The 19,149-nt window shown below is 63.1% G+C and carries 20 protein-coding genes and 1 other annotated feature; of the genes, 16 read left to right on the top strand and 4 right to left on the bottom strand.

Going from position 1 to position 19,149, the window contains the following annotated elements:
• The first annotated feature begins 52 nt into the window (after window positions 1–52).
• Window positions 53–188, top strand: a sequence feature (ribosomal protein L10 leader region).
• A gap of 46 nt (window positions 189–234) precedes the next feature.
• The 3 genes from rplJ to Q0K15_RS06955 all read left to right on the top strand — a co-directional run bounded on the left by rplJ (window position 235) and on the right by Q0K15_RS06955 (window position 1,783).
• The gene (gene rplJ, locus Q0K15_RS06965) at window positions 235–771 is read left to right on the top strand and encodes a 50S ribosomal protein L10 (RefSeq protein ID WP_294514401.1); all 537 of its coding nucleotides are present in this window, start codon (window positions 235–237) and stop codon (window positions 769–771) included.
• A 57-nt stretch (window positions 772–828) separates the two neighbouring features.
• Window positions 829–1,203: a 50S ribosomal protein L7/L12 gene (gene rplL, locus Q0K15_RS06960; protein ID WP_294514397.1), complete on the top strand. Its 375-nt coding sequence runs from the start codon at window positions 829–831 to the stop codon at window positions 1,201–1,203.
• A gap of 82 nt (window positions 1,204–1,285) precedes the next feature.
• Window positions 1,286–1,783, top strand: coding sequence for a GNAT family N-acetyltransferase (locus Q0K15_RS06955; RefSeq protein ID WP_294514394.1), 498 nt, complete (start codon window positions 1,286–1,288; stop codon window positions 1,781–1,783).
• A gap of 33 nt (window positions 1,784–1,816) precedes the next feature.
• Here the strand turns inward: Q0K15_RS06955 and Q0K15_RS06950 are convergent, their stop codons facing one another.
• The 4 genes from Q0K15_RS06950 to Q0K15_RS06935 form a co-directional block, all read right to left on the bottom strand.
• Entirely contained in the window at window positions 1,817–2,116 is a 300-nt protein-coding gene (locus Q0K15_RS06950) for a hypothetical protein (RefSeq protein WP_294514391.1), read from the bottom strand.
• 11 nt (window positions 2,117–2,127) lie between these two features.
• Entirely contained in the window at window positions 2,128–2,835 is a 708-nt protein-coding gene (locus Q0K15_RS06945) for a 5'-methylthioadenosine/S-adenosylhomocysteine nucleosidase (RefSeq protein WP_294514388.1), read from the bottom strand.
• Complete coding sequence (locus Q0K15_RS06940) at window positions 2,832–3,386, bottom strand: phosphatase PAP2 family protein (protein WP_294514385.1); 555 nt, start codon at window positions 3,384–3,386, stop codon at window positions 2,832–2,834. The genes Q0K15_RS06945 and Q0K15_RS06940 overlap by 4 nt, the downstream gene beginning before the upstream one ends.
• Before the next feature lie 82 nt (window positions 3,387–3,468).
• The gene (locus tag Q0K15_RS06935; protein ID WP_294514382.1) at window positions 3,469–4,002 is read right to left on the bottom strand and encodes a DUF4330 family protein; all 534 of its coding nucleotides are present in this window, start codon (window positions 4,000–4,002) and stop codon (window positions 3,469–3,471) included.
• A 415-nt stretch (window positions 4,003–4,417) separates the two neighbouring features.
• On the opposite strand from Q0K15_RS06935, the gene csaB reads away from it, so the two are divergent.
• The 13 genes from csaB (at window position 4,418) to Q0K15_RS06870 (ending at window position 19,041) form a co-directional block, all read left to right on the top strand.
• Window positions 4,418–6,649 carry a polysaccharide pyruvyl transferase CsaB gene (csaB, locus tag Q0K15_RS06930; protein ID WP_294514379.1) on the top strand — a complete coding sequence of 744 codons (2,232 nt, stop codon included), beginning with the start codon at window positions 4,418–4,420 and terminating at the stop codon, window positions 6,647–6,649.
• Window positions 6,650–6,670: 21 nt separating this feature from the next.
• Complete coding sequence (locus Q0K15_RS06925; RefSeq protein ID WP_294514376.1) at window positions 6,671–7,756, top strand: hypothetical protein; 1,086 nt, start codon at window positions 6,671–6,673, stop codon at window positions 7,754–7,756.
• Between the two features lie 301 nt (window positions 7,757–8,057).
• Window positions 8,058–8,549, top strand: a complete 492-nt coding sequence (gene purE / locus Q0K15_RS06920) for a 5-(carboxyamino)imidazole ribonucleotide mutase (RefSeq protein ID WP_294514373.1) — start codon at window positions 8,058–8,060, stop codon at window positions 8,547–8,549.
• Between the two features lie 47 nt (window positions 8,550–8,596).
• On the top strand, window positions 8,597–9,316 hold the full coding sequence (purC, locus tag Q0K15_RS06915) for a phosphoribosylaminoimidazolesuccinocarboxamide synthase (RefSeq protein WP_294514370.1): 720 nt from the start codon (window positions 8,597–8,599) through the stop codon (window positions 9,314–9,316).
• Between the two features lie 2 nt (window positions 9,317–9,318).
• Window positions 9,319–10,740, top strand: coding sequence for an amidophosphoribosyltransferase (locus Q0K15_RS06910; RefSeq protein ID WP_294514366.1), 1,422 nt, complete (start codon window positions 9,319–9,321; stop codon window positions 10,738–10,740).
• Between the two features lie 49 nt (window positions 10,741–10,789).
• Window positions 10,790–12,211, top strand: coding sequence for an amidophosphoribosyltransferase (gene purF / locus Q0K15_RS06905; protein ID WP_294514363.1), 1,422 nt, complete (start codon window positions 10,790–10,792; stop codon window positions 12,209–12,211).
• Between the two features lie 19 nt (window positions 12,212–12,230).
• Complete coding sequence (gene purM, locus Q0K15_RS06900) at window positions 12,231–13,274, top strand: phosphoribosylformylglycinamidine cyclo-ligase (protein WP_294514360.1); 1,044 nt, start codon at window positions 12,231–12,233, stop codon at window positions 13,272–13,274.
• Window positions 13,271–13,906: a phosphoribosylglycinamide formyltransferase gene (gene purN, locus Q0K15_RS06895; RefSeq protein ID WP_294514357.1), complete on the top strand. Its 636-nt coding sequence runs from the start codon at window positions 13,271–13,273 to the stop codon at window positions 13,904–13,906. Before purM ends, purN begins: the two co-directional genes overlap by 4 nt.
• Entirely contained in the window at window positions 13,903–14,610 is a 708-nt protein-coding gene (locus Q0K15_RS06890; protein WP_294514354.1) for an IMP cyclohydrolase, read from the top strand. Before purN ends, Q0K15_RS06890 begins: the two co-directional genes overlap by 4 nt.
• 19 nt (window positions 14,611–14,629) lie before the next feature.
• Entirely contained in the window at window positions 14,630–15,802 is a 1,173-nt protein-coding gene (locus Q0K15_RS06885) for a phosphoribosylaminoimidazolecarboxamide formyltransferase (RefSeq protein WP_294514351.1), read from the top strand.
• A gap of 1 nt (window position 15,803) precedes the next feature.
• Window positions 15,804–16,613: a TraX family protein gene (locus Q0K15_RS06880; RefSeq protein WP_294514347.1), complete on the top strand. Its 810-nt coding sequence runs from the start codon at window positions 15,804–15,806 to the stop codon at window positions 16,611–16,613.
• A gap of 31 nt (window positions 16,614–16,644) precedes the next feature.
• Window positions 16,645–17,904, top strand: a complete 1,260-nt coding sequence (gene purD / locus Q0K15_RS06875; RefSeq protein WP_294514343.1) for a phosphoribosylamine--glycine ligase — start codon at window positions 16,645–16,647, stop codon at window positions 17,902–17,904.
• 69 nt (window positions 17,905–17,973) lie between these two features.
• Window positions 17,974–19,041, top strand: a complete 1,068-nt coding sequence (locus Q0K15_RS06870; protein ID WP_294514339.1) for a hypothetical protein — start codon at window positions 17,974–17,976, stop codon at window positions 19,039–19,041.
• The last annotated feature ends 108 nt before the right edge of the window (window positions 19,042–19,149 follow it).

Here is a 19,149-nt window from a genome sequence, read left to right as displayed (position 1 = left end):
CAAAATATATCATTTCCGGACAGGTTTTGCTTGACAAAGCCTGTCCGGACTGATATAATACCTTTCGTGTTCAAAGACAGCAGGCGGCGCGAGCCATAAGTCCTGCCGAGAATGCAGCCACAACGGAATGAATTTCTTTGTGCTGTTTTCGCTGCTTTGAATGCGAAAACAGCTTTTTTGTTGCGCGACTGCATCGGAAAAGTTGAACTCAAATTCAACGGAGGTGAATTCCAAATGCCTAACGCAAAGGTCCTCAGTGAGAAGCAGGCCATCGTGGCCGAGCTGACTGAGAAGCTCAAGAGTGCTTCCAGCGGCGTGCTGGTGGATTACAAGGGCATCACCGTGGCCGAGGATACCGCTCTGCGCGCCGAGTGCCGCAAGAACGAGCTGGACTACGCCGTGGTGAAGAACACCCTGGTCCGCTTCGCCATCAACAACGTGGGTCTGGAGGAGATGGATTCCGTTCTCAACGGCACCACTTCCATGGCCCTCTCTCACGGCGATCCCATCGCTCCCATGCGTGTCATCGCCAAGTTCGCCAAGCAGTTCAACGGCGCCAAGTTTACCATCAAGTCCGGCTTCATGGACGGCAAGGTCCTGTCCCTGGACGAGATCAACGCTCTGGCTGAGCTGCCCAGCAAGGAAGTTCTCCAGGCTCAGGTCCTGGGCACCATGCTGGCCCCCATCTCCAGCCTGGCCATCGTCATCAAGGCCATCTGCGAGCAGAAGGGCGGCTCCGTCGACGCCGCCGAGGCTCCCGCTGCCGAGTAATCGGCTCCCCACTGATCTATTTTTGATTGAAATCACAATTTTAGGAGGTAACATATCATGGCTTCTGAGAAAATCACTGCCCTCATTGAGGAAGTTAAGGGTCTGACTGTTCTGGAGCTCTCCGAGCTGGTTCACGCTCTGGAGGACGAGTTCGGCGTGTCCGCCGCTGCTATGGCTGCTCCCGCTGCCGCCGGCGCTGCCGCTCCTGCCGCTGAGGAGAAGACCGAGTTCGACGTGGTGCTGGCTGATGTCGGCGCCGAGAAGATCAAGGTCATCAAGGCTGTCCGTGAGATCACCGGTCTGGGTCTGGCTGAGGCCAAGGCTCTGGTCGAGGCCGCTCCCAAGGCTCTGAAGGAGGGTGTCTCCAAGGAGGACGCCGAGGAGCTGAAGAAGAAGCTGGAGGAAGTCGGCGCCAAGGTCGAGCTGAAGTAAGCTTCTTTTACTCATACGCAAAGAGGGCCCATGGCATCATGCCATGGGCCCTTTTCACACAACAAATGAGGAGGGGCGGATCATGGAGATACGCCATTCTACCCCGCAGGACCTGGACCGCATGGCGGCGCTCTACGTCCAGGCCCGGCAGTTCATGAAAGAGACCGGCAACCCCAACCAGTGGGGTCCCACCAACTGGCCCCCGACGGATCTGCTCCGGGAGGACATTGCCGCCGGCCGCAGCTATGTCTGCGTCCACGATGGCAAGGTGGTGGGGACCTTCTGTTTTCTCCAGGGCGAGGACATTGAGCCCACCTACCGGGACATTCAAGAGGGCGGCTGGCACTATGACGGTCCTTACGGCGTGGTCCACCGTCTGGCGGGAGATGGCTCGGTAAAGGGCATCGGCCAGACCTGCCTGGACTGGGCCTTTCAACAGTGCGGACATCTGCGGGTGGACACCCACGGGGACAACCGCGTCATGCAGAACCTGCTGAAACGCAGCGGCTTTTCCTACTGTGGGATCATCCATGTGCTGGAGGACAACTATCCCAGACTGGCCTTTGACAAGCACATTTAAAAAAGGACGGGGAAGGCCCCGTCCTTTTTTATCTTATTCCGACTCTCGGACATACTCCCGACCGTCCCAGCCGAAGCTGACGTGGAGCCAGTCGGGCTCCCCCTCCACGGTGTAGAGGTAGGCGGTGGAACCGTCGTCAAAGCGGACCCTGCCCAGCCGTTCCCCCACATGCCAATCAGAGAGTCCGTCCTCCCGGTAGACGGCACCCTCATAGGTGAGGAAAATCCCCTCCACTTCGCCCACAATCCGCCGGTCCCAGACCAGGACCTTCAACAGAAAGACCGCCAGAAAAACCAGGAGTAGCACCCGGAGTAGCAGGACCACCCGTTTCATGCTCCACCTCCTCAGCGCGCCAGCACGGACAAAATGAAGTCCTGAAGGTCCTCCCCCACCTCCCGGCGGTAGGCCTCCCCGGTGAGCTCATTGTTGGAGATGATGCGCAGGCCCAGACAGGGCACCCCGAACCGCCGACACACCCGGTAGGCCGCCAGGCTCTCCATGTCCTCACAGTCCTCTCCCGCCTGTGCCCGCAGCCATAAAATGCGGTCATGTTCCCGGTTGAAGACGTCGCCGGTACCCAGGCGGCCGGAGAGCACCCGTCCCTCGGCATAGGGAGTGGCCTCGAACCGCTCCGCCCAGTGGGCGTCCCCATTCAGGACCACCGGAGGCGTATCAGCGTCAAAGTCCCACAGGGTCCAGGCAGCGGAGTCCATCCCCTCCCCTGCCCCACGCTTTGGTATGAGGACGCTGTGGATGTCCACGCAGGTACGGCCCACCACAACGTCCCCCACATGGAGATCATCTCGGTGTGCGCCGGCAGTACCCTGGTTGAGGACCAGACTGGGTGAAAAGCGCTGGATGCCCAGAGCAGTGGCCGCTGCGGCGGCCACCATTCCCACCTCGGTGCAGCTCACTGCCAGGTCCAATCCGGCATACCGGCCCTGCCAGAACCGGAAACCGGCAATGGTCTCCTCCCGGCAGTTTTCCAACCGTTCCACCGTCCGGTCGGTCTCCACGTCCATAGCGCCCTGGATCAGGATGGGCCCCGTCATGCCTTCCGCCCCTTCCACAGTGTTTCGGCTCTCTTCTGGACCTCCCAGGACAGCAGGGCGCAGATGCAGCCCACGGCACAGCCGGCGATGACATCACTGGGGAAATGGACCCCCACATACAGCCGGGAGAAGCCCATGAGAACGGCCAGGATCAGGCACAAAGCCTTCACCCACCGCCGGGCCGCAAACCGGGCCCAGGTAACGCAGCAGGCAAAGGCGGCGCAGGTGTGGCCGGAGGGGAAGGAGTTAGGGTCGTGCTCATCCACCAGCGCCTTTAGTCCCTCCACCACCAGCCAGGGGCGGGTCCGGGCCACCAGATGCTTGAGGAACACATTGGTAAAGAGCAGGCCGAAGAGCATGGCGATGAGCGCCCAGAAGCCCGCCTTTCGGGTCTTGGGGTACAGGAGCAGGAGCACCGACAGGACGATCCAAACCAGTCCTGCGTTGCCCAACTGGGTATAGAAGGAGAAAAAAGCGTTCAGAATGGGAGTGCGCAGGTCCTGGAGCCAGAGCAGAAAGCCCCCGTCCAGGGTCAAAAGGATATCCAGCACGTCCGGTTTCCTCCGATCTTCTTGATTTGGGACAAAAAGGGGACGAGGCCGCCGCCCCGTCCCCTTTAGGGTGTCAAAAAACTCAGCCCTCCGCCCAGGGCTCGGCCTCACAGGTGGTGATGATGCCGTTGCTGAGCTCAAAGTGGACCGTCTTGACGATGTGGGTCTTGCCGATGCGGACTTCCTGAGTACCCACCTCATTGGTGACGGCGTTGACCACATTGGCCTGGATGGTAAAGCTGAGGTCCAGGGTGTCCTCCTCCACCGGGAAGGTGAGGGAGGTCCCGTTGATATCAGTCATGGTAATCCCGCCCTCGTGAGGCTTGGCAGTGACGTCGGTCACATAGGCGTCCACCATCTCGCCGTTGGCCATAAGCTGATCGCCGATGCCGCTCTCGCCAGGCACGTAGGCCTTGATACCCTCGTAGACCTCCTTGTCAACGCCCTGCACCTCTACCGTATAGGTTAGAATGGTTCGGCTGACGTTGGATGCGCCATCCTTACGGGTGACCTTCCAGCCAATCAGGGCCACGGCCACGATCAACAATAAAATGACCAGCAGGTCAATGATATTGAGTTTTCCAAATAATTTTCCTCGTTCGTCCACCAGTTTCATGTCATGCCTCCGTATATCTCATTTCTCGGCGGATGCCCGGCATTTCCGTTGACCGGACTACCCAAGCATTGTATAATATTTTCCGTCAAGATACAAGGGTGGATTTTGAAATTTAAGAAACCATTACCCTCAGTGAGTAAAGGGCAATGCGGTTTTTCGGGGCCAAGGGAACCGCCAGCGGCGTGATCCTCGTTGCCGGGCGTCAGCCCGGCGGCCTCGTCTGCCTTGCCGGCGGTCCCCTATGCGCCCGAAAAACTCCGCAGGACCTGCCAGTGAGCACAAATGGGTGCTGGCAAGGCCGCAGGACGACGGTGGGCTACCGCCCACCGAGGACGAGAACGCAGTCAGCGCGATTTTGGGCCACTGGCAGGCGTGTTGCCCTTTGCACACTGAGGGTATGACATTGGAGGCAACTATGAAAGTCATCCATCTCATCAGCGGCGGCGACAGCGGCGGGGCCAAGACCCACGTTCTCTCCCTGCTCCAGAACCTCTCCAAGAGCATCGACGTGACCATGGTGTGCTTTATGGAGGGGCCCTTCGCCCAGGAGGCACGGGAGCTGGGCATTCGCACCGAGGTCTACCCCAGCCGGAACATCCTCAAGACCCTGGCTATCCTCAAGCAGAAGATCCGCACCCAGGGCTGCGACCTGCTCCACTGTCACGGCGCCCGGGGCAACATGATGGGCGCCCTTCTCCGCCGCGCCACCGGCGTGCCGGTGGTCACCACCGTCCACTCCGACTACCGGCTGGACTATCTGGGCCGCCCCTTCTCCCGCCTCACCTACGGCACCATCAACACCATCGCCCTGCGGCTGCTGGACTACCGCATCGGTGTCTCCGATGCCATGGTGGACCTGCTTATCTCCCGGGGCTTTGACCCGGACAAGATCTTCCCCATCTACAACGGCATCGACTTCACCCTGCCCGCCCCCGCCATGAGCCGGGCGGAATATTTCCGCTCGGTGGGGCTCCAGGCCGACGAGGATTCGGTGGTGGTGGGCATCGCCGCCCGGCTCAATCCGGTGAAGGACGTCTCCACCCTCATCAGGGGCTTTGCCAAGGCCCATGAGACCTGCCCCCAGCTGCGGCTTCTCATCGCCGGCGACGGCGAGGAGCGCGCCATGCTGGAGAACCTGGCACAGGAGCTCGGTGTGGCCGACACCGTGTGTTTCGCCGGCTGGATCAGCGACACCAACACCTTCTATCAGTCCATCGACATCAACACCCTCACCTCCCTCTCCGAGACCTTCCCCTACGCCCTCACCGAGGGCGCCCGGGCCTCCCTGCCCACGGTCAGCTCCCGGGTGGGCGGCGTCCCCTACCTCATCGACCACGGCGTCAACGGCCTCCTCTTTGAGCCGGGCGACGCCGAGGGCCTGGCCCACCACCTCGTCACCCTGGCCAAGGACCCGGTCCAACGGGAGCACCTGGGAGAGCGGCTGCGCCAGAAGGGCGTGGAGGAGTACTCCCTGGAGTCCACCATTGAACGCCAGCTCAACATCTACCGCACCATCCTCCGGCGCCAGGAGCGCACGCGCACCATCGGCCGCCGGGACGGCGCCCTGGTCTGCGGCGCCTACGGCCGGGGCAACGCCGGTGACGACGCCATATTGGAGGCCATCGTCCGTGAGCTGCGGCAGATCGATCCCGATCTCCCCGTGTGGGTTCTCTCCCGCCGGCCCGACGAGACCCGGCTGACCTACCGGGTCAACGCCATCTACACCTTCGCCTTCCCCAAATTTTTGTCCCGGATGCGCAAGACCCGGCTCTATATCAACGGCGGCGGCTCCCTCATGCAGGATGTCACCTCCCGCCGGTCCCTGTGGTTCTACCTCTTCACCATCTCCGCCGGCAAGAAGCTGGGCAATAAGGTGCTCATGTATGGCTGCGGCATCGGCCCCATCCAATACCCCTCCAACCGGAATCTCTGCGCCAAGGTCCTCCAGAGCAACGTGGACATGATTACCCTCCGGGATACCCACTCCCTCACCGAGCTGGAGGACATGGGCATCCATAACCCCGAGATCGTTCTCTCCTCCGATCCCACCGTCATCCTCCCCGCTGCCGAGCCGGAGGTGGTGGACGGCATGCTGGAGAGCCGGGGGCTGGACCCCCACGGCCGGTATATCGGCTTTACCCTGCGGCCCTGGCCCGGCTATGACGAGGAAAAGGCAAAGATCTTCGGCCAGGCCGCCGACTACGCCTGGGAAAAGTACGGCCTCACCCCCATCTTCATTCCCATCGAAAAGCGGCTGGACGTAGCCGCCTGCAAGCGGGCCGCCGCCTATATGAAGGCCCCCCACTATATCTTTACCGACACCGGCGCCTCCGATCACACCATTGGCCTCTTCGCCCGGATGCAGGTGGTGGTCTCCATGCGTCTCCACGCCCTGGTCTTCTCCGCCGGGCAGGGCGTCCCCCTGGTGGGCGTGGTCTACGATCAGAAGATCAGCTCCTTCCTGCGCTACATCGGCCAGGACCTCTTCACCGATCTGAAGGACGTGAGCTATGAACGGCTGTGCGCCCACATCGACGCCGCCGTGGGCCGCATTGGGGACACCGAGTTTCTCTCCGGCGGTGTGGACCGGCTCCGCCAGGTGGAGCAGCGCAACAGCGAGGCCGCCGCAAAGCTCCTCGGCCGGTAAGCCCTACCCCCTTCTCATGAGGTGACCCCTTTGAAGCAATATATCATCGTCTCCTACACCCCCTGGCGGACCACACCGTCCCGGACCCAGCAGCTGGCCGCCCGGCTCCGGGACGGCGAGGTCCTCTTTTTCCAACCCAGCCGTCCAGGTCACAGTCACAAGGACCCGGGCCGTCAGGTGCGCCCCAACGTCACGGTATATGCCCTGCCGCCGGTGCGGCCTTTACCGGAGAACGCGGAGCTCCTGCTGCGCCACACCGGGAAACGGCTGGCCGCCTTCATCCGCCGGACGGCCCTCCGCCACGGCTTCCAGGATGTGGTTCTGTGGACTACCCAGCCCCAGCACGTCTACCTGCTGGACTACCTGAACCACCGGGGGTTGGTCTACGACTGTGACGCCGACTGGTCCGACCTGCCCCCCCAATGGGAGGGAGATCTGGCCGCCGCCGCCGACGTGGTCTTCGCTGCCTCTCCCGGCCTGCTGGACCGGCTCTCCCCCTGCAACGCCAACATCGCCCTCATCCCTAACGGCGTCAACTACCCCATGTTCTCCCGGCCCAGCCTGGAGGTGCCTCCGGCCCTCCGGGATATCAGGGGGCCGGTGATGGGCTGGGTGGGCCGCATCGACGCCGGGCTGGACCTCTCCCCCGTGGAGTATACCGCCATGGAACACCCCGAGTGGACCTTCGTCCTGGTGGGCCGAGTGGGAGAGCACCCCCGCCTCCCCCGGCTGGAGCGTATGGCAAACATCCGCCTCCTGGGCCGAAAGCCCGCGGTAGAGATCCCAGACTACATGTCCCGCTTCGACGTGTGTCTGGACCTGCGCCGCCGGGAACAGGACTTCAGCGACGTGCTCCCCCGGCGGATCTACGAGTACCTCTCCACCGGCAAGCCCATCGTCACCCTCCTGGCCCCCGACCAGGTGGAGGAATTCCCAGATGTCATCTACGGCGCCCACTCCCCCGCCGACTACTGCCGACTGTGCGAGCGGGCCCTGGCGGAGGACCCCACCTGGGTAACCCCCCGCCGCCGGGACTACGGCGCCGCTGCGGCCTGGTCCCGCCGAGCCCAGACCGTCCAACGCATCCTGGGCGCCATCGGTCTGTGAGACGTGGACACTGTACGCCAAAACGATTTTTACGATTTCCTTCCCTCTTTTTTACGCCACGTTGTGTAAGCATACGAAATTCGCCCCGTGCCCTTGCAATCACCGTCGATTTTAGATATATTTATTTAGAATCGTTTGGACGGAGGTGCGGCAATGGCGGGTTCCATCGAAATGTGGGTCCCCTTCCATGGCCGCAATGCGTCCTCTTCAAGATCATAAGCCCCATCAGGCCATCCGCATACCGGATGGCCTGATTCTTTTTTTGTTTCTCTAAAAAATTTTCAATCACAGGAGGTCCCACATGAGTAAGAAAGTCGCCGTGGTCATGGGTTCCGACAGCGATCTGGAGACCATGAAGCCCTGCATTGCCCGTCTTCAGTCCTTCGGTATCCCCGCTGAAGTCCGGGTCATCTCCGCCCACCGCACCCCTGCCGCCGCCGAGCAGTTCGCCTCCGGCGCCAGGGAAAACGGCTTCGGTGTCATCATCGCCGCCGCCGGCAAGGCCGCCCATCTGGCCGGCGTGCTGGCTGCCTACACCACCCTCCCCGTGATCGGCGTGCCCATCAAGACCTCCATGATGGGAGGGCTGGACTCCCTCCTCTCCATGGTCCAGATGCCCAAAGGCATCCCCGTGGCCTGTGTGGCCGTGGACGGCGCCGACAACGCCGCTATCCTGGCTGCCCAGATGCTGGCCCTCTCCGACGAGGCCCTGGCCGGTCAGCTCTCCGACTTCAAGGTCAAGATGGCCCAGGAAGTGGCTGAGAAGGACCGCCACATCAGCGAGAAGCTATAAGACCGAAATCTGATTCTAAAAATATAGATAGAAGGAGCAAGAGAGAAATGGCTTACGAGAAGAAAGAGCAGCTGTATGAGGGCAAGGCCAAGAAGGTCTACGCCACCAACGACCCCGAGGTGGTCATCGTCTCCTACAAGGACGACGCCACCGCCTTCAACGGCCTGAAGAAGGGCACCATCACCGGCAAGGGCGCCATCAACAACCGCATGACCAACAACCTCATGCGCCGCCTGGAGGCCAAGGGCGTACCCACCCATTACGTGGAAGAGCTCAATGACCGTGAGACCGCTGTGAAGAAGGTGTCCATCGTCCCCCTGGAGGTCATTGTCCGCAACATCTCCGCCGGCTCCTTTGCCAAGCGTTACGGTGTGGAGGAGGGCATCGTCTTTGACGAGCCCACCTTCGAGTTCTCCTACAAAAACGACGATCTGGGCGACCCCCTGCTCAACACCTCCCATGCCCTGGCCCTGAAGCTGGCCACCAAGGAGGAGATCGCCCTCATCCGCAAGTACACCATGATGGTCAACGACCTCCTCAAGGGCTTTATGAAGGAGATCGGCATCGACCTCGTCGACTTCAAGCTGGAGTTCGGCAAGACCAGCGACGGTACCATCGTGCTGGCCGACGAGATCAGCCCCGACACCTGCCGCCTGTGGGACGAGAAAACCCACGAGAAGCTGGACAAGGACCGCTTCCGCCGGGATCTGGGCGGCGCCGAGGAGGCCTATGAAGAGGTCATGCGCCGTCTGATGGGGGATAACTGAGGATGGGAGGCTTCTTTGGCGCCGTATCCCGGCAGGATTGTGTGCTGGACCTTTTCTTCGGCACTGACTACCACTCCCACCTGGGCACCAAGCGGGGCGGTATGGCGGTCTATGATGAGACTGACGGCTTTCAGCGGCAAATCCACAACATCGAAAACACCCCCTTCCGCACCAAATTCGAAAAGGACCTCCATGAATTTCACGGCCACGCCGGCATTGGATGTATCAGCGACACCGACCCCCAGCCCCTGCTGGTGCGCTCCCATCTGGGGCTCTATGCCATCACCACCGTGGGCATCATCAACAACGCCGACGCCCTGGTAGAGAAGTACTTCTCTGACCACGGCCATCAGTTCATGGCCATGAGCTCGGGCAAGGTGAATGCCACCGAGCTGGCCGCCGCTCTCATCAACCAGTGCGACGACCTGGTTTCCGGCATCCGTCACGCCCAGGAGGAGATCTCCGGCTCCTGCACCATCCTTATTCTGGACAAGCAGGGCATCATCGCCGCCCGGGACAAGCTGGGCCGCCTGCCCGTGCTGGTGGGACAGGGGGAGAAGGGCTGCTGCGTCTCCTTTGAGTCCTTCGCCTACCACAAGCTGGACTATGCCGACGCCTATGAGCTGGGCCCCCAGGAGATCGTCCGCATTACCGCCGACGGCTGGGAAGTTCTCTCCCCCGCCGGGTCGGAAATGAAGATCTGCGCCTTCCTCTGGACCTACTACGGATACCCCAACTCCAACTATGAGGGGGTCAACGTGGAGGTCATGCGCTATCGCAACGGCGAGATTATGGCCCGGGATGAGGTCCAGAAGGGCAAGCTCCCCAAGGTGGACTATGTGGCCGGCGTCCCCGACTCCGGCGTCCCCCACGCCATCGGCTTTTCCAACCGCAGCGGCAAGCCCTTTGCCCGCCCCTTTGTCAAGTACACCCCCACTTGGCCCCGCTCCTTTATGCCCGCCAGCCAGGAGGTCCGCAACCAGGTGGCCAAGATGAAGCAGATCCCTGTGCCTGAGCTCATCGAGGGCAAGAAGCTCCTCTTCGTGGATGACTCCATCGTCCGGGGCACCCAGCTCCGGGAGACTGTGGAATTTCTCTACGAGTCGGGCGCCGCCGAGGTCCATATGCGCTCGGCCTGCCCCCCCATCATGTACGGCTGCAAATACCTGAACTTCTCCCGCAGCAACTCCGATATGGAGCTGCTGGCCCGTAAGACCATCCAGGAACTGGAGGGCGACGAGGGCCAGAATCACCTGGAGGAGTACGCCGACGCCTCTACCGAGCGGGGCGGCTGCATGCTCAAGGCCATCTGTGAGAAGATGGGTTTCGACTCCCTGGGCTATCAGTCTCTGGACGGCCTGCTGGAGGCCATCGGCATCGACCGCAGCAAGATCTGCACCTATTGCTGGACTGGAAAGGAGTAATCCGCACCTGCACCCACGTCCTATCCCATTGAAAAAGGAAGTACCGATTATGTCTACCCTTCACGAAGAATGCGGCGTTTTCGGCCTGTATGTTGACGGCATAGAGCATGCCGCCGGCTGCGTCTACAACGCCCTTTATGCCCTTCAGCACCGGGGCCAGGAGAGCGCCGGTATCGCCATCAATGACGATGGCATCATCACCAGCCACAAGGACGTGGGACTGGTCAGCGAGGTATTCACCCCTGAAGTTTTGGAGCACCTGGGCAACGGCAGTATGGCCGTGGGCCACGTACGCTACGCCACCACCGGCCGGAAGAGCCGGATCAACGCCCAGCCCATGGTCATCAACCATGTGAAGGGCACCATGGCCCTGTGCCACAACGGCAACCTGACCAACGCCGCCGAGCTCCGGGAAAAGCTGGAGCTCTCCGGCGCCATCTTCCACACTACCAGCGACACCGAGGTCATTGCCTACACCATCACCGGCGCCCGGCTGAAGACTCCCTCCATCGAGGAGGCGGTCGCCGCCGCCATGGATGTGATCCAGGGGGCCTACTCTCTGGTGCTCCTCTCCCCCCGGAAGCTCATCGCCGCCCGGGACCCCAACGGCTTCCGTCCCCTGTGCATCGGCACCCTGGACGGCGGCTATGTTTTCGCCTCTGAGAGCTGCGCCCTGGACGCCATCGGCGCCCACTTCCTCCGGGATGTGGAGCCCGGCGAGATCGTGGTGGCCGACCAGGACGGTCTCCGGAGCATCAAAGACCACTGCGGCAAGACCAAGAGCAGCCTGTGCGTCTTTGAGTTCATCTACTTCGCCCGGCCCGATTCGGTCATTGACGGCGCCGGAATCCATGAGGCCCGCCTCCGGGCCGGAGCCTTCCTGGCCCTGGAACACCCTGTCCAGGCCGATATCGTCATTGGCGTCCCCGACTCCGGCATCGACGCCGCCATCGGCTATTCCAGGCTGTCAGGCATCCCCTACGGCACCGGCTTTATTAAGAACAAGTATATCGCCCGCACCTTCATCGCCCCCGGTCAGAAGAACCGGGAGGACAAGGTGCGCATCAAGCTCAACCCCATCTCCTCCGTGGTCCGGGGCAAACGGGTGGTCATCGTGGACGACTCCATCGTCCGGGGCACCACCTCGGCTCGGATCGTACGGCTCCTGCGGGAGGCCGGCGCCACCGAGGTCCACATGCGGATCTCCGCGCCCCCCTTCCTCCACCCCTGCTACTTCGGCACCGATATTGACTCCCGGGACCACCTCATCGCCTGCAACCACTCGATGGAGGAGATCGGGTCCATCATCGGTGCCGATTCCCTGGGCTACCTCAGCGTGGAGAGCACCCACAAGCTGGCCAACGGCTGCCACTGCACCTTCTGTGACGGCTGCTTCACCGGACACTACCCCGTCCCCGTGCCCGAGGCCCGGGAAAAGTTCCGCTTCGAGCGCAAACTCAGCCAAACCTGACATTTGAGGAGGTCCACACATGAAAAACTCCCATTCCGAGTCCTATGCCGCTGCCGGCGTGGATGTGACCGCCGGCTACGAGTCTGTGGAGCGCATCAAGCCCATGGTGGAATCCACCTATATTCCCGGCGTCATGGGCACCCTGGGCGGCTTCGGCGGCCTGTTCGCCCCCGACGTGTCCGGCATGAAAAAGCCGGTGCTGGTCTCCGGCACCGACGGCGTGGGCACCAAACTCCGCCTGGCTCAGCTCATGAACAAGCACGACACCATCGGCATTGACTGCGTGGCCATGTGCGTCAACGACATCATCTGCGGCGGCGCCGCCCCCCTCTTCTTCCTGGACTACATCGCCTGCGGCAAGAATGACCCCGCCCGGATCGCCGACATCGTTGCCGGCATCACCGAGGGCTGCCGCCAGGCCGGCTGCGCCCTGGTGGGCGGCGAGACCGCCGAGCACCCCGGCCTTATGGCGGAGGACGACTATGACGTGGCCGGCTTCTCCGTGGGCATCGTGGATGAGGAGAAGATCATCGACGGTAAGGACCTCACCGCGGGCGACGTGCTCATCGGCCTGGGCTCCTCCGGCGTCCACTCCAACGGCTTCTCTCTGGTGCGCAAGGTTTTCGACGTGGAGCACGCCGACCTCCGCGCCCCCATGGACGAGTTGGGCGGCAAGAGCCTGGGCGATACCCTCCTCACCCCCACCCGCATCTATGTCAAGTCCGTCCAGTGCCTGCTGAAGAACGGCATCCACATCAAGGCCATCAGCCACATCACCGGCGGCGGCCTCTACGAGAACGTACCCCGCATGATGAAGGAGGGCCTCACCGCCCGGATCGAAACCGCCTCCTTCCCCGTCCCCCCCATCTTTGAGCTCATCGCCAAGAAGGGCGATATCCCCCTGCGGGATATGTACAACACCTTCAACATGGGCGTGGGCCTCATCCTGGCCATCCCCAAGGAGGAGGTGGGCCAGGCCAAGGAGATTCTCTGCCGCTCCGGCGAGCGGGCCTACATCATCGGCTCCGTGGTCAGCGGCGACGCCGGGGTGGAGCTGGTATGAGCGCAAAACGCATCGCCGTGCTGGTCTCCGGCGGCGGCACCAACCTCCAGGCCCTCATCGACGCCCAGCAGGCCGGAAAACTCCAGGGCGGTGAGATCGTGGCTGTTCTCTCCTCCAGGGCCGGAGCTTACGCCCTGGAACGGGCGGCCAAAGCGGGCATCCCCGGCTACGTAGTGCCCCGGAAAGACTTTGACTCCAACCAGGCCATGACCCTGGCCCTGGTGGAGAAGCTCCAAAGCCTGAATGTGGATCTGGTGGTGCTGGCCGGCTTCCTCCACATCCTCACAAGCGAGATGGTGGCCGCCTACCCCAACGCCATCCTCAATGTCCACCCCGCCCTCATCCCCTCCTTCTGCGGCAAGGGGGCCTATGGCCTCCACGTCCATGAGCAGGCCCTGGCCTACGGCGTCAAGGTCACCGGCGCCACCGTCCACTTTGTCAATGAGGAGCCCGACGGCGGCCCCATCGTTCTCCAGAAGGCGGTGGCTGTCCAGGAAGGGGACACCCCCGAAATCCTCCAGCGCCGGGTCATGGAGGAGGCCGAGTGGCTCATCCTGCCCCAGGCCGTCTCCCTCTTCTGCCAGGACCGCCTGACCGTGGAGGGGCGCATCGTCCATATCAAGGAGGTTTGACCATGATCGATCTCAAGGCATATCTGAGTGAAAATTCCTATCCCGGCCGCGGCATCCTGCTGGGCCGGTCTGCCGACAACACCAAGGCTGTCATCGCCTATTTCATCATGGGCCGCAGCGAGAACAGCCGCAACCGTATCTTTGAGACCACCGACGACGGCATCCGCACCAAGGCCTTTGACGAGTCCAAGATGGTGGACCCCTCCCTCATCATCTACCACCCCGTCCGGGTGGTGGAGGGCACCACCATCGTCACCAACGGCGACCAGACGGATACGGTGGCCGACGCCTTCCGGAACGGCACCGGCTGGGTCCGGGCCCTGCGCACCCGGGAGTTCGAGCCCGACGGCCCCAACTACACCCCCCGCATCTCCGGCATGGTCCGCCCTGACGGCTCCTACCGGCTGTCCATCCTCAAGTCCGCCGACGGCGACCCCGCCTGCTGCCAGCGCTTCTTCTTCGAGTACGACGCCCCCATCGCCGGTCAGGGCCACTTTATCAGCACCTACGAGACCGACGGCGATCCCCTGCCCTCCTTCCAGGGCACACCCAAGACCGTGGCCGTGGGCAGCGAGAGCCTGAAGGACTTCGGCGACGGCCTGTGGGAGAGCCTCAACGCCGACAACAAGGTCTCCCTCTTCGTGCGGTACATCGACCTGAAGAGCGGCGAGACTCAATCCCTCATCTACAACAAGCACATCTGAATATAAGGAGGTCGAAGATATGACGGAACTGGAACTGAAATACGGCTGCAACCCCAACCAGAAGCCCGCCCGCATCTTTATGGAGAGCGGTGAGCTGCCCATCAAGGTCCTCAACGGCAAACCCGGCTACATCAACTTCCTGGACGCCCTCAACTCCTGGCAGCTGGTGAAGGAGCTCAAGGCCGCCACCGGCCTGCCCGCCGCCGCCTCCTTCAAGCACGTCTCCCCCGCCGGCGCCGCTGTGGCCAAGGAGCTCACCGATGTGGAGAAGCACATCTACTTCGCCCAGGCCATGGAGCTCACCCCCCTGGCCTCTGCCTACGTCCGGGCCCGGGGCGCTGACCGGCTATGTTCCTACGGCGACTGGGCCGCCCTCTCAGACGTCTGCGACGCCGCCACCGCCCGGTTCCTGGCCCTGGAGGTCTCCGACGGCGTCATCGCCCCCGGTTACACCGACGAGGCCCTGGCCATCCTCAAGACCAAGCGCAAGGGCGGCTACAACGTGGTGGAGATCGACCCCAATTACGTCCCCAAGCCCATCGAGCACAAAGACGTGTTCGGCATCACCTTTGAGCAGGGCCGCAACAACTTCGAGATCAACGACGCCCTGCTGAACAACATCGTCACTGTCAACAAGGACCTGCCCGAGACCGCCCGTCGGGACATGCTCCTCTCCCTCATCACCCTCAAGTACACCCAGTCCAATTCCGTGTGCTACGTGAAGGACGGCATGACCATCGGCGTGGGCGCCGGCCAGCAGAGCCGCATCCACTGCACCCGCCTGGCCGGCAACAAGGCCGACATCTGGTGGCTGCGCCAGCATCCCAAGGTTCTGGGCCTCCAGTTCGTGGACGGCATCCGCCGCCCCGACCGGGACAACGCCATCGACATCTACATCTCCGACGAGCACGACGACATCCTGGCCGAGGGCGTGTGGCAGAACACCTTCAAGATGAAGCCCGAGGTCCTCACCGAGGAGGAGAAAAAGGCCTGGGTGGCCCAGCTCAGCGGCGTCACCGTGGGCTCCGACGCCTTCTTCCCCTTCGGCGACAATGTGGAGCGGGCTCACAAATCCGGCGTGGCCTACATCGCCCAGCCCGGCGGCTCTATCCGGGACGACCACGTCATCGCCACCTGTGACAAGTATGGCATTGTCATGGCCTTTACCGGCATGCGGCTGTTCCACCACTGATATGACGGTTTCCCGGGGCCTTACCGCCACCCAGCTCAAATACTTCGCCGCCGTATTCATGGTCATCGACCACATCGGCATGATCTTCACCCCAATGGCCCCCTTCTTCCCGGCTGACTCTCTGTGGTTCTACGCCTTCCGGTATCTGGGTCGGCTGGCCTTTCCCATCTTCGCCTACTTCGCCGCCCAGGGCTGCCGCAAGACCTCCAACTACCCCCGGTATCTGCTGCGGCTGGCACTTTTCGGCGCCGTCACCCACGCGGTGGCCTATGGGGCCACCGGCGGCGCCGGGGGCAGCGTCATCGCCACCTTCTTTCTGGCCGCCGCTGCTATCGGCGCCTGCCGGGCGTTGAGGGACCGGGGGCTGGGCTGGCTGGGTGTCCCTGTGACCCTGGCCTTGCTGATCCTGGCCCAGCTGCTGCGGGTGGATTACGGCTGGGTAGGGATGCTCACAGTGCTGGCGGTGTACGCCGCTGGGACCGACCGAAGGCGGCAGCTTTTGGCCTTGGCAGGCTGCCTCCTTCTCTATTATCTGGCCGGCGGCTTGTGGACCTACTTTGGTCCCGCCGCCCTTGATCTGCTGAGTGCCGGGGAGTGGACGGGGATGTTTGCCCGGCTGGGGGCCTATCTCCCCTCCTTCCGGCGCTTCTACCTGCCCTATTCCCTCCTCATGGCGGGCTTTGCCTGCCTGGCCCTCCTCCCCCTCTCCCGGTACAACGGGCAGCGTGGGAACGGGAGCCGTTGGTTCTTCTATTGGTTCTACCCCGGCCACTTGGTGGTGCTCTACGCACTGAGCATGCTCATTGGGTGAGTCCGGAATCTCGATATGGGAGGTCCTTACGATGAAAGTCCTCGTTGTGGGCGGCGGCGGCCGTGAGCACGCCATCGTCCGTACCCTGGCCAAAAGCCCCAAAATCGACGCCCTCTACTGCGCCCCCGGCAACGGCGGCATCGCCGCCCAGGCCCAGTGCGTGCCCATTAAAGCCACCGATGTGGAGGCCATGGTGGCCTGGGCCAAGGAGCACGCCATGGACTTCGTGGTGGTCGCCCCCGATGACCCCCTGGCACTGGGCATGGTGGACGCCCTGGAGGCGGCAGGCATCCCCGCCTTCGGCCCCCGGGCCAACGCCGCCATCATTGAGGCCAGCAAGGTCTTTTCCAAGGCCCTGATGGAGAAATACCACATCCCCACCGCCAGATACCGCTCCTTTACCGACTTGGATGAGGCCCTGGCCTACATCCGCCAGGAGGGCGCCCCCATCGTGGTGAAGGCCGACGGCCTGGCCCTGGGCAAGGGCGTGGTGGTGGCTCAGACCGTAGCCGAGGCCGAGGAGGCCGCCCGGAGCATGATGGCCGACGGCAAGTTCGGCGCCGCCGGCGCCAAGGTGGTCATCGAAGAGTGCATGACCGGCCCCGAAGTCACCGTGCTGTGCTTCGTGGACGGGGAGCATCTCTCCCCCATGCCCCCCTCCCGGGACCACAAGCGGGCCTTCGACGGGGACAAGGGTCCCAACACCGGCGGCATGGGGGCCATCTCCCCCGCCCCCGGCTACACCCCCGAGATCGCCGACCGCTGCATGAAGGAGATCTTCCTTCCCACCGTGGCCGCCCTGAAGGCGGAGGGCCGCCCCTTCCACGGGGTGCTCTACTTCGGCCTCATGCTCACCCCCGACGGCCCCAAGGTGGTGGAGTACAACGCCCGCTTCGGCGACCCGGAGTGCCAGGCCGTCCTCTCCCTGCTGGAGACCGACCTCATGGACATCTTCCAGGCCTGCCGGGAGGGCACCCTGGACCGGCTGGACATCCGCTGGAAGGACGCCGCCGCCTGCTGTCTGGTCCTGGCCTCCGGCGGCTACCCCGCCAAGTACGCCACCGGCTACCCTATCACCGGCCTGGAGGAGGCGGAACAGACCGCCGTGGTCTTCCACGCCGGCACCAAGCGGGACGAGGACGGCACCATCCGCACCTCCGGCGGCCGGGTGCTGGGCGTCACCGCCGTGGGCGATGATCTCAACGCCGCCATCGACGGGGCCTACGCCGCCGCCAAGCACATCTCCTTCCAGGACATGCACTTCCGCACCGACATCGGCCGCACCTTTTGAGCGCTGGCCACAGCTTTTTCGCGGCTCCGGTCCCCCGGAGCCGCTATCCTTATCTACGGAGGTCTTCCCATGAAACGGATCACCCCCCTGGAGGTGGCCACCGTCTTTACCGGCAGCTTTCTGGGCGCCGGCTTTCTCTCCGGCCAGGAGCTGCTCCAGTTCTTCGGCGTCTTTGGCGGCTACGGCATCGCCGGTATGGTGCTGGCCATTGCCGCCTTCGTCTTCTTCAGCCTGCTGGTCCTGGATATCGCCAAAAAGACGGGGCGGACGGAGTTTGACCGGGTCATCCTCCGGCCGGAGCTGCCCTGGCTCCGTGCCTTTCTCAGCGGCGTCTTTCTCTTTTTCCTCTTCGACGTGATGGTGGCCATGATCGCGGGAGCTGGGGCCTTGCTGGAGCAGGTCTTTGGTCTGCCCGCCATCGTCGGCAACGGCCTCACCACCGCCCTGGTGCTGGCGGTGGCCCTGGCAGGCGCTGCCGGACTGCTGGCCTCCTTCAACATCGTGGTCCCTCTGCTGGTCATCGCCGCCCTGGTCATCGCCCTGGCCGCCCCCTTCCGCCTCCCGGTGGAGGCGGTGACCGCCGCTCCCTTCTCCGACGGCAATCCTCTGCTGGGCAACTGGCTGTGCTCCGCCCTCTCCTTCATCTCCTACAACATGATGGCGGCGGTGTCCATCCTGGTTCCCCTCTCCACCGGCATGGAGGGCAAGACCGTCCACCGTGGACTGGCTCTGGGGGCCGGACTCCTCACCCTGATCTTCGCCGCCATCCTCCTGCCCATGATCCTCTTCCGGAGCGCTGTGGGCACCGCCGAGCTCCCAATGCTGGAGCTGGCCTACCGGGTGACTCCGGTGCTGGGGCTGATCTACGCCGTCCTCCTTCTGGCCGGCATGTTCACCGCCGCCCTCTCCAGTCTCTTTGCCATCACCTCCCGGCTCCAGCTCTGGGCCGGCGGACGGCTGGCCACCCGGCGGACCACGGTAGTGCTGTGCCTTCTCTCCTTCCTGGGCAGCATCTTCGGCTTCAAGAACGTGGTGAGCTTCGTCTACCCCATCTGCGGCTACATCGGCTTTCTGGCCCTGGCCGGTATTCTCCACCATGCCATGGTGCTGCGGAAAATGACAACTATCAAAAAATGAAAAAACGGCTGTGTACCGCAGGTACACAGCCGTCAGTCTGTCGAGAAACCCGGCATATGCGTCAAGCATAAGCCGGGTTTCTTGTGTATAGCTGCCAAAGAAGGATAA

Origin of the sequence: uncultured Intestinimonas sp., assembly GCF_944387245.1 — a bacterium.
GTDB lineage: Bacteria > Bacillota > Clostridia > Oscillospirales > Oscillospiraceae > Intestinimonas.
The sequence above is the reverse complement of the archived record's forward strand: the minus strand, read 5'-3'. Positions and strand labels throughout refer to the sequence as shown.

Excerpts from the sequence above, each read along its gene's own strand:
- Q0K15_RS06870 (WP_294514339.1), top strand. The coding sequence starts at position 17,974 with ATGAAACGGATCACCCCCCTGGAGGTGGCCACCGTCTTTACCGGCAGC.
- purF (WP_294514363.1), top strand. The coding sequence starts at position 10,790 with ATGTCTACCCTTCACGAAGAATGCGGCGTTTTCGGCCTGTATGTTGAC.
- csaB (WP_294514379.1), top strand. The coding sequence starts at position 4,418 with ATGAAAGTCATCCATCTCATCAGCGGCGGCGACAGCGGCGGGGCCAAG.
- Q0K15_RS06945 (WP_294514388.1), bottom strand. The coding sequence starts at position 2,835 with ATGACGGGGCCCATCCTGATCCAGGGCGCTATGGACGTGGAGACCGAC.
- Q0K15_RS06950 (WP_294514391.1), bottom strand. The coding sequence starts at position 2,116 with ATGAAACGGGTGGTCCTGCTACTCCGGGTGCTACTCCTGGTTTTTCTG.
- purN (WP_294514357.1), top strand. The coding sequence starts at position 13,271 with ATGAGCGCAAAACGCATCGCCGTGCTGGTCTCCGGCGGCGGCACCAAC.
- purE (WP_294514373.1), top strand. The coding sequence starts at position 8,058 with ATGAGTAAGAAAGTCGCCGTGGTCATGGGTTCCGACAGCGATCTGGAG.
- Q0K15_RS06955 (WP_294514394.1), top strand. The coding sequence starts at position 1,286 with ATGGAGATACGCCATTCTACCCCGCAGGACCTGGACCGCATGGCGGCG.
- purM (WP_294514360.1), top strand. The coding sequence starts at position 12,231 with ATGAAAAACTCCCATTCCGAGTCCTATGCCGCTGCCGGCGTGGATGTG.
- purC (WP_294514370.1), top strand. The coding sequence starts at position 8,597 with ATGGCTTACGAGAAGAAAGAGCAGCTGTATGAGGGCAAGGCCAAGAAG.
- rplJ (WP_294514401.1), top strand. The coding sequence starts at position 235 with ATGCCTAACGCAAAGGTCCTCAGTGAGAAGCAGGCCATCGTGGCCGAG.
- Q0K15_RS06935 (WP_294514382.1), bottom strand. The coding sequence starts at position 4,002 with ATGAAACTGGTGGACGAACGAGGAAAATTATTTGGAAAACTCAATATC.
- Q0K15_RS06910 (WP_294514366.1), top strand. The coding sequence starts at position 9,319 with ATGGGAGGCTTCTTTGGCGCCGTATCCCGGCAGGATTGTGTGCTGGAC.
- rplL (WP_294514397.1), top strand. The coding sequence starts at position 829 with ATGGCTTCTGAGAAAATCACTGCCCTCATTGAGGAAGTTAAGGGTCTG.
- Q0K15_RS06880 (WP_294514347.1), top strand. The coding sequence starts at position 15,804 with ATGACGGTTTCCCGGGGCCTTACCGCCACCCAGCTCAAATACTTCGCC.
- Q0K15_RS06885 (WP_294514351.1), top strand. The coding sequence starts at position 14,630 with ATGACGGAACTGGAACTGAAATACGGCTGCAACCCCAACCAGAAGCCC.
- purD (WP_294514343.1), top strand. The coding sequence starts at position 16,645 with ATGAAAGTCCTCGTTGTGGGCGGCGGCGGCCGTGAGCACGCCATCGTC.